Source organism: Streptomyces sp. M41(2017) (assembly GCF_002078175.1).
Taxonomy (GTDB): domain Bacteria; phylum Actinomycetota; class Actinomycetes; order Streptomycetales; family Streptomycetaceae; genus Streptomyces.
In genome coordinates this window covers 2067966-2081294 of sequence record NZ_MWFK01000002.1, presented here as the reverse complement: position 1 = coordinate 2081294, position 13329 = coordinate 2067966, and the positions used below count along the sequence as shown (strand labels likewise).

At 72.1% G+C, this 13329-nt stretch carries 16 protein-coding genes; 10 read left to right on the top strand and 6 right to left on the bottom strand.

Going from position 1 to position 13329, the window contains the following annotated elements:
• Positions 1 to 181: 181 nt before the first annotated feature.
• The 3 genes from B0675_RS34985 to B0675_RS34975 are packed head-to-tail and all read left to right on the top strand — an operon-like array spanning position 182 to position 2742.
• A complete protein-coding gene (locus B0675_RS34985) occupies positions 182 to 937 on the top strand; it encodes an NUDIX domain-containing protein (protein WP_081223615.1) in 756 nt (251 codons plus the stop codon).
• Positions 937 to 1959, top strand: coding sequence for an ADP-ribosylglycohydrolase family protein (locus B0675_RS34980; RefSeq protein ID WP_081223614.1), 1023 nt, complete (start codon positions 937 to 939; stop codon positions 1957 to 1959). Before B0675_RS34985 ends, B0675_RS34980 begins: the two co-directional genes overlap by 1 nt.
• 3 nt (positions 1960 to 1962) lie before the next feature.
• Positions 1963 to 2742, top strand: a complete 780-nt coding sequence (locus B0675_RS34975; RefSeq protein WP_081223613.1) for a nucleotidyltransferase domain-containing protein — start codon at positions 1963 to 1965, stop codon at positions 2740 to 2742.
• Here the strand turns inward: B0675_RS34975 and B0675_RS34970 are convergent.
• The 4 genes from B0675_RS34970 to B0675_RS34955 are packed head-to-tail and all read right to left on the bottom strand — an operon-like array spanning position 2739 to position 5252.
• Positions 2739 to 3500, bottom strand: coding sequence for a nucleotidyltransferase domain-containing protein (locus B0675_RS34970; protein ID WP_081223612.1), 762 nt, complete (start codon positions 3498 to 3500; stop codon positions 2739 to 2741). The two genes, B0675_RS34975 and B0675_RS34970, sit on opposite strands and share 4 nt — an antisense overlap.
• A gap of 21 nt (positions 3501 to 3521) precedes the next feature.
• Positions 3522 to 3944 (bottom strand): Rieske (2Fe-2S) protein, encoded by a 423-nt coding sequence (locus B0675_RS34965; protein ID WP_081223611.1) that lies wholly within the window; start codon positions 3942 to 3944, stop codon positions 3522 to 3524.
• Positions 3941 to 4525 carry a DUF6529 family protein gene (locus B0675_RS34960; protein WP_081223610.1) on the bottom strand — a complete coding sequence of 195 codons (585 nt, stop codon included), beginning with the start codon at positions 4523 to 4525 and terminating at the stop codon, positions 3941 to 3943. The genes B0675_RS34965 and B0675_RS34960 overlap by 4 nt, the downstream gene beginning before the upstream one ends.
• 25 nt (positions 4526 to 4550) lie before the next feature.
• Complete coding sequence (locus B0675_RS34955) at positions 4551 to 5252, bottom strand: hypothetical protein (RefSeq protein ID WP_081224055.1); 702 nt, start codon at positions 5250 to 5252, stop codon at positions 4551 to 4553.
• Positions 5253 to 5437: 185 nt separating this feature from the next.
• Between B0675_RS34955 and B0675_RS34950 the strand changes: the two genes are divergently transcribed.
• The 6 genes from B0675_RS34950 to der all read left to right on the top strand — a co-directional run bounded on the left by B0675_RS34950 (position 5438) and on the right by der (position 10528).
• Positions 5438 to 5869: a YidB family protein gene (locus B0675_RS34950; protein ID WP_081223609.1), complete on the top strand. Its 432-nt coding sequence runs from the start codon at positions 5438 to 5440 to the stop codon at positions 5867 to 5869.
• 135 nt (positions 5870 to 6004) lie between these two features.
• Positions 6005 to 6367 (top strand): chorismate mutase, encoded by a 363-nt coding sequence (gene aroH, locus B0675_RS34945; protein ID WP_081223608.1) that lies wholly within the window; start codon positions 6005 to 6007, stop codon positions 6365 to 6367.
• The gene (locus B0675_RS34940; protein WP_081223607.1) at positions 6364 to 7449 is read left to right on the top strand and encodes a prephenate dehydrogenase; all 1086 of its coding nucleotides are present in this window, start codon (positions 6364 to 6366) and stop codon (positions 7447 to 7449) included. The genes aroH and B0675_RS34940 overlap by 4 nt, the downstream gene beginning before the upstream one ends.
• 156 nt (positions 7450 to 7605) lie before the next feature.
• Entirely contained in the window at positions 7606 to 8301 is a 696-nt protein-coding gene (gene cmk / locus B0675_RS34935; RefSeq protein ID WP_081223606.1) for a (d)CMP kinase, read from the top strand.
• Positions 8259 to 8972 (top strand): lysophospholipid acyltransferase family protein, encoded by a 714-nt coding sequence (locus B0675_RS34930; RefSeq protein ID WP_081223605.1) that lies wholly within the window; start codon positions 8259 to 8261, stop codon positions 8970 to 8972. The genes cmk and B0675_RS34930 overlap by 43 nt, the downstream gene beginning before the upstream one ends.
• 77 nt (positions 8973 to 9049) lie before the next feature.
• Complete coding sequence (gene der / locus B0675_RS34925) at positions 9050 to 10528, top strand: ribosome biogenesis GTPase Der (RefSeq protein WP_081223604.1); 1479 nt, start codon at positions 9050 to 9052, stop codon at positions 10526 to 10528.
• Positions 10529 to 10602: 74 nt separating this feature from the next.
• Here der and B0675_RS34920 read toward each other — a convergent pair whose 3' ends face one another.
• The gene (locus B0675_RS34920; protein ID WP_107482962.1) at positions 10603 to 10953 is read right to left on the bottom strand and encodes a hypothetical protein; all 351 of its coding nucleotides are present in this window, start codon (positions 10951 to 10953) and stop codon (positions 10603 to 10605) included.
• Between the two features lie 358 nt (positions 10954 to 11311).
• The gene (locus B0675_RS34915) at positions 11312 to 12085 is read right to left on the bottom strand and encodes a hypothetical protein (protein ID WP_081223602.1); all 774 of its coding nucleotides are present in this window, start codon (positions 12083 to 12085) and stop codon (positions 11312 to 11314) included.
• A gap of 559 nt (positions 12086 to 12644) precedes the next feature.
• On the opposite strand from B0675_RS34915, the gene B0675_RS34910 reads away from it, so the two are divergent.
• Positions 12645 to 13307: a transglycosylase family protein gene (locus B0675_RS34910; protein WP_081223601.1), complete on the top strand. Its 663-nt coding sequence runs from the start codon at positions 12645 to 12647 to the stop codon at positions 13305 to 13307.
• The last annotated feature ends 22 nt before the right edge of the window (positions 13308 to 13329 follow it).

Below are 13329 nucleotides of genomic sequence, written 5' to 3'. Positions count from 1 at the left end.
CGGCGCGGCCTCGGTCCGGGTTCCGCACCCCTTCCGCCGCCCCCGCCCCAGGCGCGGTCACCTCTCCCGCGGGCGCCCCGAGAATCCACAACTTCCCTGGCTGTGAACCTTGTTGGGGTCCACGCATCCCCTTTATAGTCGTACTGACCATAGTCAGGCCGACCATAAAGGGGATGAGGGTGTGACGTCGGAGGACGGCCGCGCACCGGGCGGTACGAGGCCCGAGGGATACGACAAGTACGCCTTCGAGCCGTTCGCCGTCACCGTCGACCTGGCCGTCCTGACCGTGCGCGCGGGCGCACTCCAGGTGCTGCTCGTCGAGCGCGGCCAGGAGCCGTACGCCGGCCACTGGGCACTGCCCGGCGGCTTCGTGCTGCCCCACGAGTCCGCTGAAGCGGCGGCACGCCGCGAACTCGCCGAGGAGACGGGCCTGACGGACATCTCGGGGCTCCACCTGGAACAGCTGCGCACCTACAGCGAACCCGACCGCGACCCCCGGATGCGGATCGTCTCCGTCGCGTTCGCCGCGCTCGTCGCCGACGCGCCCGAACCGCACGGCGGCGGAGACGCGGCACAGGCCCAGTGGCTGCGGTTCAACGCGCTCGCCCCGCTCGCCTTCGACCACGACCGCATCCTCGCCGACGCCCACGAACGGGTGGGCGCCAAGTTCGAGTACTCCTGTCTCGCCACCTCCTTCTGTCCGCCCGAGTTCACCCTCGGAGAACTGCAGCAGGTCTACGAGACCGTGTGGGGCACCGCTCTCGACCGGCCCAACTTCCGCCGCAAGGTCCTCGCGACGCCGGGTTTCGTCGAACAGGTCCCCGGCGCCGCGCGCCTCACGGGCGGCCGCGGCAAGCCCGCCGCCCTGTACCGCGCGGGCGGCGCGAAAGCACTGCACCCACCCCTGCTGCGCCCCACCTCGGAAGGACGGCCCTGATGACCACCACCACCCTCGCGAAACGCGCCGCCACCGGCTCCCTGATCGGTCTGGCCCTCGGCGACGCGCTCGGTTTCCCCACCGAGTTCAACTCCGTGCCCGCCATCCTCGACAAGTGCGGCCCCTGGCGGCAGATGGCGCTGCCCCGGCCCGCGATCGTCACCGACGACACCCAGATGACGCTCGCCCTGGCCCGCGGACTGCGCACCGCCATGGACCGCGGGCTGCTCGGCCCGCTGCGGATGGAACGGCCGGTGCGCGAGGAGTTCGTGGACTGGTACCAGTCACCGCAGAACAACCGCGCCCCCGGCCGGACCTGCCTCACCGCCTGCAACCTCCTCAAGAACGAGAAGCGCCGCTGGCAGGAGGCCAGCCAGATCGGCTCCAAGGGCTGCGGCGCCAACATGCGGGTCGCGCCCGTCGGACTGGTCCGCGGCCTCAGTGACGAACAGCGCGCGGGGGCCGCACAGCTCCAGGCCGCGCTCACCCACGGCCACCCCACCGCGCTCGCCGCCTCGGACCTCACCGCCCACGCGGTCTGGCTGCTCGCCCAGGGCACCGAACCGATGGGACTCATCGGCAGGCTGCGCTCGTACGCGTACGAGAACCGGCACCGCTATCACGCGCGCTGGCTCGGCGACCTGTGGAGCTTCGGCGAGGACGCCACACCGGAGCAGTACATCTCCCGCGGCTGGGACGAGTGCCTCGACGTCCTCGACAACCTCCGGCACGCCGTGCGCACCGTCTCGCCCGAGTCCGACCCCTGCATGGCCACCGGCGGGGGCTGGGTCGCCGAAGAGGCGCTCGCCACGGGCCTGCTGTGCTTCCTGCTGTTCGTCGACGAACCCGTCACCGCGCTGCGCCGCGCCGCCTGCACCTCGGGCGACTCCGACTCGATCGCGTGCCTGACCGGGGCGTTCGCCGGCGCCTACCACGGCTCCGGTGCCTGGCCCCGGGAGTGGGCCGACCGGATCGAGTACCAGGGCGACCTGATGTCCCTGGGGGCGCTCTGGGACGCTTGAGGGATGACAGACGCCCTGGACCTCGGCACCGACCTCGCGAGCGTGGTGGCCGAGCAGCCCGACCCCGTGCTCTTCGCCACCGTCTCCGGGGCGCACCTGTACGGCTTCCCCTCGCGCGACTCCGACGTCGACCTGCGCGGTGTCCATCTGCTGCCCACGGCCGACCTCGTCGGACTGCGCGAGCCGGAGGAGACCCGGTCCCGCATGTGGCTGCGCGAGGGCGTCGAGATGGACCTGGTCACCCATGACCTGCGCAAGTTCGTACGGCTGATGCTGCGGCGCAACGGCTACGTGCTGGAGCAGCTGCTGTCGCCGCTCGTCGTGCACACCGGTGACGAACACCGGGAGCTGGTCTCGCTCGCCCCCGGCGTCCTCACCCGCCATCACGCCCACCACTACCGGGGGTTCGCCTCGACGCAGTGGCGGCTCTTCGAGCGGACCGGCGAACTCAAGCCGCTGCTCTACACGTTCCGTGTGCTGCTCACCGGCATCCATCTGATGCGCAGCGGCGAGGTCCAGGCCGATCTGCCCACGCTCGTGGCACAGGTCGCCTCTCCCGACTATCTCCCGGAGCTGATCGCCGAGAAGACCGAGCGCGAGCACGGCACGGCCGACGTCCCCCGCGACCGGGTGGAGGCCGACGTCGAGCGGCTGCACGGTGTCCTCGACGAGGCCCAGGACACCTCGGCCCTGCCGGACGCCCCCTCCGTGCGCGACGCCCTGCACGACTACGTCGTCCGGGTCCGCCTCGACGCCGACCGACGGGCCGCGGTGGTCTCCTAGGGCGTGTCGTGCGTGTCGGGCGCGCCGGATTCCCGGAGCGCCGACGCCCGGCGCGTCCGGATCAGGAAGTCCTCCACGCGTGCGTGGTCCGGCTCGGGCGGAAGCGGGCTGCGGGACTCCGCCTCCTCGGCCTCCGCCGCCAGCCGGGACATCCAGGTCTCGACCCGGTCCCAGGACAGCTCGCCCCGCCGCACCGCGAGGAGCGGCTCCCGCTGGTCGCCCACGTCGACCGTGAGGACGCCGGTGCGCAGCAGATCGCGCGCACTCATCAGGAGCCGCAGCAGATGCATGGCGTGCTTCCAGCGCGGGGCGCCGTGCCGGCGGACGTCCGCCTCCAGCTTCCTGCGCTGGCCCAGGGCGTAGCGGGCAAACGTCTCGTGCGCGTGACGGGACAGGAACGCGTCCCGGAGGGCGAGGAGTTCGCGCCCCACGTCGTCCGTGCGCGTGACGAGGGGGGAGTGCAGGCACTCCAGGATGTTCGGGTTGGCCCGCAGCGCGAGTGCGCAGAACCGCTCCAGCTCCCAGCTGAACTGCTCCTCCGCCGGCCCCTCGACATGGGTCGGCGGTTTCTCGAAGCGCCAGAACAGGGCGGTGGGGGCGAGGAAGACGCCGCGGACGTCCGTGTCGCTGTCGTCCGTGGCCAGCCCGAAGGCCCGCGACCCCATCACACAGGAGTAGACCGTGTGTTCACGCACCAGGGCGAACGGGGAGGCAGGGGACGCCGCGACGACCCGCGGCGCTCCGGAATCGGGACGCATGCCCGGAGCGTACGGGGCCTCTCACGCCGTGCGGATCGAATTTCCGTCCACGACGATCTTCTCCGCGGGCAGCGGACGCGGGGCGGGACCCGCCTTCACCGCGCCGTTCTCGACACTGAACCTGCTCCCGTGGCACGGGCAGTCGATCGTGCCGTCGGCGACGGTGTTCACGGTGCAGCCCTGGTGCGTGCAGATCGCCGAGAAGGCCTTGAAGTCGCCCTTCGTCGGCTGGGTCACCACGATCTTCCGGTCCTTGAAGATCTTGCCGCCGCCGACCGGGATGTCGCTCGTCGAGGCGAGCTCCTCCCCGTTCGACGCCTTCGGCGAGGTGGTGTCCGAGGAGGAGTCCGAACCCCCGTCGTCTCCGTACTTGCTGCATCCCACGAGCAGCGCGGACGCCCCCGTCGCGAGGATCACGGTGCGCCGCGTCGAGCGGTGGGTCATGTCGTCACTCCGAACGTACGGAAGAACCAGAGGGCGGACGTCAGCCAGATGGCCGTGAGCACGGCGAAGACCAGGCCGCCGACGATCGGCAGCAGCCAGCCGGGCAGGCGCTCCCAGCGGAGCAGCAGCATCTTGGCACTGAAGGCACCGAAGAAGAAGCAACCGAGGAGCGAGTGCAGCAGGACGCGTGTCCCGTACGTCTGACAGCCCAACGCGTACAGACAGTGCACGGCGACCGGCACCGCCACCAGGAAGGCGATCCGCCCGGACCACCGGTGCAGCGTGGACGCCCAGCCCGGCCCCGGCAGCTTCCCGTACATCATGAGCGCCGACACGAACTGGACGACGGCGAAGAAGAACGCGGTCGTGGCGAGCCACGACTTGACGGCGCCGGTGCTGCTGAAGCCCGCGAGGTTGAAAGCCGTCCCGGCAGGGTCGTGCAGCCTGCCGTAGACACCGAGGCCGAGAGCGACCGCCCCCGCGACCAGGGCCGGGACGAGATAGCGGGCCGGACTCTGCCGGCCGTGGGCGGGCGGCCGAACGGGAAAGCCCCGGGTGGCGGCGTTCGGGTCCACGGTCATGAGCTGCTCCCTGCGAGAGAGGGGGTCAGGGGGTGACGGGTCGCGCGACGATCCTGTGTCCGTCGACGGTCACGGCACCGGTCTCCGGGTCGATCGCCGGAGCCTTCGAGGGGGTGCCGTCACGGTCGAGGACGCCGACCTGTTGTCCGCCCGGCAGCACGATCCAGCCGCCGTCGATCTTCGCCCCGCGCACGGTCGAGGTCGCCCGGTACAGCCCGGACGGCTTGACCGCGCGGTCGGCCGTGAAGCCGTAGCGGCGCCCGCCGAGGTCGACGGTCCCGCGGATCCGCCTGCCGTCGTCGAGCGTGCCGTTCAGCTCGGCGCCGTCGCGGCCCGTGAGCCTCAGGGCGCCGTTCCTGCCGACGTCACCCTTCAGCCAGGACTCCTTGTCGTGCCCGTCGCAGAAGTACGCGATCGCCTTCCCGTTCCGCAGGGAGACCGCGACCGCCGACGAGTCGTCGTCGGTGCGGCCCGCGTAGTCGGCGTCGCGCACCGGGCGGACCGCCGGCGACGACGAAGGCGAGGAGGGCGACGAACCCGGCGACGAGGGGGCCGGTGAGGACCGGGACGCGGAGGCCCCGGGTGCGGCGGGCGACACCGTGGCGCCCGGCGGGTTCTTCTGGTCGGCCGACGCGGTCCTCGTCCCCGTCGCCGCGTTGAGCGACAGAAGGAGCACGCCGAGCACCAGCCCCGCGAGAAGGGTGAGAAGTGGTCCTGGACGCTTCATGCGGGCCATACGGGCCTCCCCCGAGGCGAGTCTCCTGCCATCAGAGCGGACCCGCGGCTCCGCGTCCAGGGGCGCACAGGGGCGTTCTCACCACAAGTGGCGGAAAGGGGTGATTCCGGTGACATTGGCAGAGCCCGAGGCCGGATGGGGATCTCCCGCCGGCCGCACTCACGAAAGGCGGGACCATGGCGGGTAACGATCTCGGCAGTCTGCTCGGCGGCCTCCTCGGCGGGGGCGGCCAGTCCGGCTCCTCCTCCGGCGGCGCCGGCAACATCCTGGGCGCCCTGCTCGGAGCCCTCGGCGGCGGCGCTTCGGGCAACGGCGGAAGCAGTCCGCTGGGTGGCCTGATGGGCATGCTCACCAAGTCGGGCCTGGTCGACCAGGCACAGTCCTGGGTCGGCAACGGCGAGAACAAGGCCGTCAGCGGTCAGCAGATCGCCGAGGCGCTGCCCGACGAGACGCTCCAGAAGGTCGCCGAGCAGAACGGCGTCAGCCCCCAGCAGGCCGCCGACCAGATCGCCCAGTCGCTTCCGCAGGCCGTGGACAAGCTCACTCCGGCCGGACAGATCCCTTCCGGCACCTCCCTCGAGGACCTCATCAAGCAGCAGTCCCTCTGACCTGCGGCCCCGGCCGCCCACAGCCGGGTCCGGTGCGCGGCCCCGTCTCGGTGGACGGGCGCCGCGCACTCCCGCTCCGGGCGCTGACTACGCTGGCCACGACACGACATCCGCAGACCAGCGAGGAGCATCACCGTGGCGGTACGAGCGGTCCGGGGCGCCGTCCAACTGGAACGGGACGAGGCCGGCCACATGGACGAGCAGGTCAGCGAGCTGCTCACCGCCGTCCTGGAGCGGAACGCGCTCACCACGGACGACCTGATCAGCATCTGGTTCACGGCGACCCCCGATCTGCACAGCGACTTCCCGGCGGCCGCGGCGCGCAAGCTCGGCATCGTGGACGTCCCGCTGATCTGCGCACAGGAGCTGGACATCGAAGGCGCCATGCCGCGCGTCGTCCGCGTCCTCGCCCACATCGAGTCCGACCGGCCGCGCGCCGAGATCGTGCACGTCTACCTCGGCGCCGCCGGCGCGCTGCGCAAGGACATCGCCCAGTGAGGACCGCACTCGTCATCGGCACCGGCCTGATCGGTACCTCGGCCGCCCTCGCCCTCGCCGCCCGCGGCGTCGTCGTCCACCTCGCCGACCACGACCCGGAGCAGGCCCGTACGGCCGCCGCACTGGGCGCGGGCACCGACGAGCCGCCCGCGGGCCCCGTCGACCTCGCCATCGTCGCCGCGCCGCCCGCGCACGTCGCCGCGACCCTCGCCGACGCCATGCGCCGGGGGCTCGCCCGCGGCTACCTGGACGTCGCCAGCGTCAAGGGCGGCCCCCGCCGCGAGCTGGAGGCCCTCGGCCTCGACCTCGCCTCGTACATCGGCTCGCACCCCATGTCCGGCCGGGAGAAGTCCGGCCCGCTGGCCGCGACCGGCGACCTCTTCGAGGGACGCCCCTGGGTGCTCACGCCCACCCGCGACACCGACACCGAGGTCCTGAACCTCGCCCTGGAACTGGTCTCGCACTGCCGTGCCGTGCCCGTCGTGATGGACGCGGACGCCCACGACCGCGCCGTCGCCCTCGTCTCGCACATGCCGCACCTGGTGTCCAGCATGGTCGCCGCCCGCCTGGAGCACGCGGAGGAGGCCGCCGTACGTCTCTGCGGTCAGGGCATCCGCGACGTGACCCGCATCGCGGCCTCCGACCCCCGGATGTGGATCGACATCCTGTCCGCCAACCCGGGACCCGTCGCGGACCTCCTCACGGACGTCTCCGCCGACCTCGACGAGACGGTACGGGCGCTGCGCGCCCTCCAGTCCTCCGACGACGTCAAACGCCGCGACGGCGCCACCGGCATCGAGGACGTCCTGCGCCGCGGCAACGCCGGCCAGGTCCGTGTCCCCGGCAAGCACGGCTCCGCGCCCCGCGCCTACGAGGTCGTGGCGGTCCTCATCGACGACCAGCCCGGCCAGCTCGCCCGCATCTTCGCCGACGCGGGTCAGGCCGGCGTCAACATCGAGGACGTACGCATCGAGCACGCCACCGGCCAGCAGGCCGGTCTGGTGCAGCTGATGGTCGAGCCGAAGGCGGCGCCGGTGCTCAGCGCCGCGCTGCGGGACCGCGGCTGGGCGCTGCGCCAGTAGCCCGCTCCCGAGGCCGGGCGACCGGAACCCTTCCCGGGCCGTCGGCACGGTCCGGGAAGGGCCAGTAATACGGGGTCCGCGGAGCCAGTAACCTTGTGCGGGGCGCGATCGTGCCCCGCACAGACCTCCACCCCGCACCAGGAAGGTGTTCCCACCGTGGAAAACGGCGCCGCCCGGACCGCTCCGACCGTCATCGTGGCCATCGACGGCCCCTCGGGCACCGGCAAGTCGAGCACCTCGAAGGCCGTGGCCGCGAAGCTCGGTCTGAGCTACCTGGACACCGGGGCCCAGTACCGCGCGATCACGTGGTGGATGGTCAGCAACGACATCGACGTCACGGACCCCTCCGCGATCGCCTCCGCGGCCGGCAAGCCGGAGATCGTCTCGGGGACCGACCCGTCCGCCCCGACCATCACGGTCGACGGCACCGACGTCGCGGGCCCGATCCGCACACAGGAGGTCACCTCCAAGGTCAGCGCGGTCAGCGCCGTACCCGAGGTGCGCGCCCGGATCACCGAGCTGCAGCGCACGCTCGCCGCGTCCGCCGCCGACGGCATCGTCGTCGAGGGCCGGGACATCGGCACCACCGTGCTGCCCGACGCCGACCTGAAGATCTTCCTCACCGCGTCCCCGGAGGCCCGCGCAGCCCGCCGCAGCGGCGAGCTGAAGGGCGCGGACGTCGCGGCGACCCGCGAGGCGCTCATCCAGCGCGACGCCGCCGACTCCAGCCGCAAGACGTCCCCGCTCGCCAAGGCGGACGACGCGGTCGAGGTGGACACCTCCGACCTCACGCTCCAGCAGGTCATCGAGTGCGTCGTCACCCTCGTCGAGGAGAAGCGGGCCGCCAAGTGACCGCACCCTCCGCGAGAGGCGCCGAGGTCGGACGCCGTATCGGCGTCGGCCTGATGTACGGGCTGTGGAAGCCGCGTGTGCTCGGCGCCTGGAAGGTCCCCGCGACCGGTCCGGCGATCCTGGCCGTGAACCACTCGCACAACATCGACGGACCGATGGTCATGGGCGTGTCGCCCCGGCCCACCCACTTCCTGATCAAGAAGGAAGCGTTCATCGGCCCGCTCGACCCCTTCCTGCTGGGCATCGGCCAGCTGAAGGTGGACCGCCACACCACCGACCGCACGGCCATCACCGACGCCCTCGGCGTCCTGACGTCCGGCGGCGTCCTCGGGATCTTCCCCGAGGGCACCCGGGGCGACGGCGACTTCGCCTCGCTGCGCGCCGGCCTCGCGTACTTCGCGGTGCGCAGCGGCGCCCCCATCGTCCCGGTGGCGGTACTGGGAAGCTCCGAGCGGAACAGCCGGTTGATAAGGGGGCTGCCTCCGCTGCGCAGCAGGGTCGACGTCGTCTTCGGCGACCCCTTCGAAGCGGGTGACGGCAGCGGACGGCGCACCCGCAGCGCCCTGGACGAGGCCACCGGCCGCATCCAGAAGCAGCTCAGCGCGCACCTGGACCACGCCAGGCGCCTCACCGGGCGCCCGGAAAACGCCGGGCGCCCCGCCGGGCGTTAGGCGACACTTGAGTAGTGGACCGGCCGATTTGCGGTCGTTCCACCGATCACCACGATGAACGACGAGGTACGGACTTCATGAACGACCACATCCAGCCCGACGGCTCGGCAGAGCACGAGCACGGGGCGCTTGGCGATGCCGAGTACGCGGAGTTCATGGAGCTCGCCGCGGAAGAGGGCTTCGACATCGAGGACGTCGAGGGCGCGATCGGGGAGGCGGGCCACGGCCCGCTGCCCGTCCTCGCCGTCGTCGGCCGCCCGAACGTCGGCAAGTCGACCCTGGTGAACCGCATCATCGGCCGCCGCGAGGCGGTCGTCGAGGACAAGCCCGGCGTCACCCGCGACCGCGTCACCTACGAGGCCGAGTGGGCGGGCCGCCGCTTCAAGCTCGTCGACACCGGCGGCTGGGAGCAGGACGTCCTCGGCATCGACGCGTCCGTGGCCGCCCAGGCCGAGTACGCGATCGAGGCCGCCGACGCGGTCGTCTTCGTCGTCGACGCCAAGGTCGGCGCCACGGACACCGACGAGGCCGTCGTGCGGCTGCTCCGCAAGGCCGGCAAGCCCGTCGTCCTGTGCGCCAACAAGGTCGACGGCATGAGCGGCGAGTCCGACGCCTCGTACCTGTGGGCCCTCGGTCTCGGCGAGCCGCACCCGGTCTCCGCGCTGCACGGCCGCGGCACCGGCGACATGCTCGACGCCGTCCTGGAGGCCCTGCCCGAGGCCCCCGAGCAGACCTTCGGCACCGCGGTGGGCGGCCCCCGCCGCATCGCCCTCATCGGCCGCCCGAACGTCGGCAAGTCCTCCCTGCTGAACAAGGTGGCGAACGAGGACCGCGTCGTCGTGAACGAGGTCGCGGGCACCACCCGTGACCCGGTCGACGAGCTGATCGAACTCGGCGGCATCACCTGGAAGTTCGTCGACACGGCGGGCATCCGCAAGCGCGTCCACCTCCAGCAGGGCGCGGACTACTACGCCTCGCTGCGCACCGCTGCCGCCGTCGAGAAGGCCGAGGTCGCGGTCATCCTGATCGACGCGTCCGAGTCCATCTCCGTCCAGGACCAGCGCATCGTGACCATGGCCGTCGACGCGGGCCGTGCGATCGTGCTCGCGTTCAACAAGTGGGACACCCTCGACGAGGAGCGCCGCTACTACCTGGAGCGGGAGATCGAGACCGAGCTCGCGCAGGTGGCCTGGGCCCCCCGTGTGAACGTCTCGGCCCGCACCGGCCGGCACATGGAGAAGCTCGTCCCGGCGATCGAGACGGCCCTGGACGGCTGGGAGACCCGCGTCCCCACCGGCCGCCTGAACGCCTTCCTCGGCGAGCTGGTCGCCGCCCACCCGCACCCGATCCGCGGCGGCAAGCAGCCCCGCATCCTGTTCGGCACGCAGGCGGGCACCAAGCCCCCGCGCTTCGTGCTCTTCGCCTCCGGCTTCATCGAGCACGGCTACCGCCGCTTCATCGAGCGCCGGCTGCGTGAGGAGTTCGGCTTCGTGGGCACGCCGATCCACATCTCGGTGCGGGTGCGCGAGAAGCGCGGCGCCAACAAGAACAAGTAGCGTCCGGTGACACGGGTGAGGGGCGGCTCCTTCTGGAGCCGCCCCTCACCCGTTGTCGTCCGGAGAACCGTTTCTCACAGCCCCCGACGCGGTGCCGGCGGCAGCGCGGCCGGGATGTGGTGCATCCCGGTGGCGTGCTGACGGCTGCCTGCCTGCCAGACCGCGGTCGCGCCCTGCCCGTTCTGCGCCGCGATCTGCCGGGCGGTGTGCGCCCCCGCGCTGTACGAGCTGTAGGAGTTGTACGAACTCGACGAGCTGTACGAGTTCGAGCCGCGCCCGAGGCCCCCGAACGCCGTGAAGCCCAGCTCCTCCTCGCCGTGCCGGTCCCCGGGCAGCGTCCTGAACGAGCGGACCCACTCGGCGTAGAGCGCGTCGTAGATCGGCGTGGCCGAGGGGGCGTCCCGGGCCGGTCGGGACGCCGCCACCTCTCTGCCGGAACGCAGCGGGAGAGGGGAACCGGTCGGGGGTACCGGATGGAACGGCCGGGGGCTGGGGACGTCGTAGGTGTGCACGTACGTGCCAACGACCCCGCCGCTCAACGGATGCGGGCCGACCGGCGATTTCGCAGGTCACCGGGAGTGAGTGGCGCTCGCGGGGGCGCGGACGACCGCGCGGACGACCGTCCGCGCGGGGGCGCGCCCGTTCCCGCGCCCCCGGCCGCCCGCTTCCCCGGCCCCTGGGCCTTCGCGCAGCCGGATGCGCCCCGCCGGGTGTAGGGCCGCCCGGCGGGGTCGGGGGCGCGCCGTCGCGGGGGAGAGCCGCGGGCACGCTTCCGCGGTCGGCTCAGGTGCCGGCCAGCGGCATCGTGGCCGCGACCAGCTGGCCGTTGGCCGCCGCCTTGTCGAGCGCGTCGCGCAGCAGGTCCTCGCGGGGCTGACGGCCGATCGAGCCGACCGGCGCGGCGAACAGCAGTACCTGCTGGTGCTTGTTGGCGGCCGCGCGCCAGCTCTCGGCGACCTGGAGGGCCTGGTGGGCCTGCCACCAGGCGACGGGGGAGCCGCCTCCGGTGCCCGGCTGGAGCACGGCGTGCAGCTGGCCCATGGCGAGCAGCACGGACCAGCCGTGCAGGACCGGCGGCACCGCGCTCAGTTCGGTCACCGGCATGAAGCCCTGCTCGATCAGCAGCGGCAGGAAGTCGTCGCCGATGTCGGTCGAGCCGGGGCGCACGATCGGCCCGGTCGGCTCGACGACGAGCGCCGGGTGCAGATCGCCGTTGAGCAGCACGAGTCCGCTGGTGACACCGAGTACGGCCTGCTCGGGCGCGCTGTCGGTGGGAGCGCCGTCGGGGTGGATGGAGCGGACGGCGCCCTGCAGTTGCTCCTCGGTGACCTGCACGACCTGCGAGGGCAGGCAGGTGGCGTGGGCGAACGCGAGGACGGCGGTCTCGTCGCCGATGAACAGGACCGTGCTGGTGCGCTCCTGTTCCGAGTCGCCCGGGGTGCGGCACGACGTGCAGTCGTAGCTGCCGGGGGCGTTCTCTCCGGCGAGCAGCCGGTCGGCTTCTTCGTCGCCGATCTCGGCGCGTACGTCGTCGCTGACGTCGAGCATGCGCGGCACGGTGGCTCCTCGGGATGCGGTGCGTGGCGGTGCCGGGGTGGCGCCCGGCCCATGAACCCGGGGGTTCCCGGCTCATGAAGATGACAACGGGCGATCTGTGGCCGGGGTCACGCTCAAGAGCGAACGGAATCGAACCAACCGACGCCCAGGGTGAGGTGGCGCCCGGAATCGGTCACTCCACGTCAACTTGTTGCTCTGCAGAGGAAGTTGAACGGGTGAAGTAGCTCACAGGCCGTCAGGGTGACAGGTCGACAAATCAGGAAATCACCCGATGAAGTGGGTGGCCGAAAATCGACGATACCGTCGGTAACGGGGAACTGGCCTCGAATGACAGGGAATTGGTTGATACCAGGCCGCCGCGCTCCCTAGATTCCTCCGCCGTGTGCACAGAGCACCGCTCGGGTACGTCCGCCGGCCGATCACGGAAAGACCGCACGACAGCACGACAGCACGACAGCACTGCCTCCGGCGGACGGGGCGGAGCGCGACGACCGCGTCCTACGCGTGGCACGCCGCGCCCCTGCCTTGGGGGATCCCGGGTGTTCGGAGAGGGAAATACATGTCCGCATGTGCCGATAGCGCTCACGGCAACAGTTCCAAGGCCCGTACGCCGCACAAGGCGCGTACGACGGCGGTTCTCGCCGGGGCGGCACTGCTCGCCCCGCTCGGCGTGCTCGCCGCCACCGGCGACGCCGCCGCGGCCGACAGTGGAGTGTGGGACCGTATCGCCCAGTGCGAGAGCGGCGGCAACTGGCACATCAACACCGGCAACGGCTACTACGGAGGGCTCCAGTTCTCCGCCGGCACCTGGCGCGCTTACGGCGGCACGGCCTACGCGCCGACCGCCGACCAGGCCTCCAGGAGCGCGCAGATCGCCGTCGCCGGCAAGGTACAGAGCGCCCAGGGATGGGGGGCCTGGCCCACCTGCTCGGCCCGCGCGGGCGCCTACGGAGGCGCACCCGCCTCCTCGGCCGGGGGGACGGCCGCGAAGTCGACACCGAAGCCGACGCCGAAGTCGGCCCCGGCGAAGGCGCCGGAGCGCCCCGCGGCCCACACCAACCGCAGTGCGTCCCGCGGTGACTACACCGTCCGTGACGGCGACACCCTGAGTGTCATCGCCGCTCGGCACGGGACCACCTGGCGGAAGATCTACGCCGCCAACAAGGCCGTCATCGGCGGCGATCCCGACCTGATCGTGCCCGGCCAGCGCCTCGACATCTGAGGCATGCTCCCGCACGCCGCGT

Excerpts from the sequence above, each read along its gene's own strand:
- B0675_RS34980 (WP_081223614.1), top strand. The coding sequence starts at position 937 with ATGACCACCACCACCCTCGCGAAACGCGCCGCCACCGGCTCCCTGATC.
- B0675_RS34975 (WP_081223613.1), top strand. The coding sequence starts at position 1,963 with ATGACAGACGCCCTGGACCTCGGCACCGACCTCGCGAGCGTGGTGGCC.
- B0675_RS34970 (WP_081223612.1), bottom strand. The coding sequence starts at position 3,500 with ATGCGTCCCGATTCCGGAGCGCCGCGGGTCGTCGCGGCGTCCCCTGCC.
- B0675_RS34965 (WP_081223611.1), bottom strand. The coding sequence starts at position 3,944 with ATGACCCACCGCTCGACGCGGCGCACCGTGATCCTCGCGACGGGGGCG.
- B0675_RS34960 (WP_081223610.1), bottom strand. The coding sequence starts at position 4,525 with ATGACCGTGGACCCGAACGCCGCCACCCGGGGCTTTCCCGTTCGGCCG.
- B0675_RS34955 (WP_081224055.1), bottom strand. The coding sequence starts at position 5,252 with ATGAAGCGTCCAGGACCACTTCTCACCCTTCTCGCGGGGCTGGTGCTC.
- B0675_RS34950 (WP_081223609.1), top strand. The coding sequence starts at position 5,438 with ATGGCGGGTAACGATCTCGGCAGTCTGCTCGGCGGCCTCCTCGGCGGG.
- der (WP_081223604.1), top strand. The coding sequence starts at position 9,050 with ATGAACGACCACATCCAGCCCGACGGCTCGGCAGAGCACGAGCACGGG.
- B0675_RS34910 (WP_081223601.1), top strand. The coding sequence starts at position 12,645 with ATGTCCGCATGTGCCGATAGCGCTCACGGCAACAGTTCCAAGGCCCGT.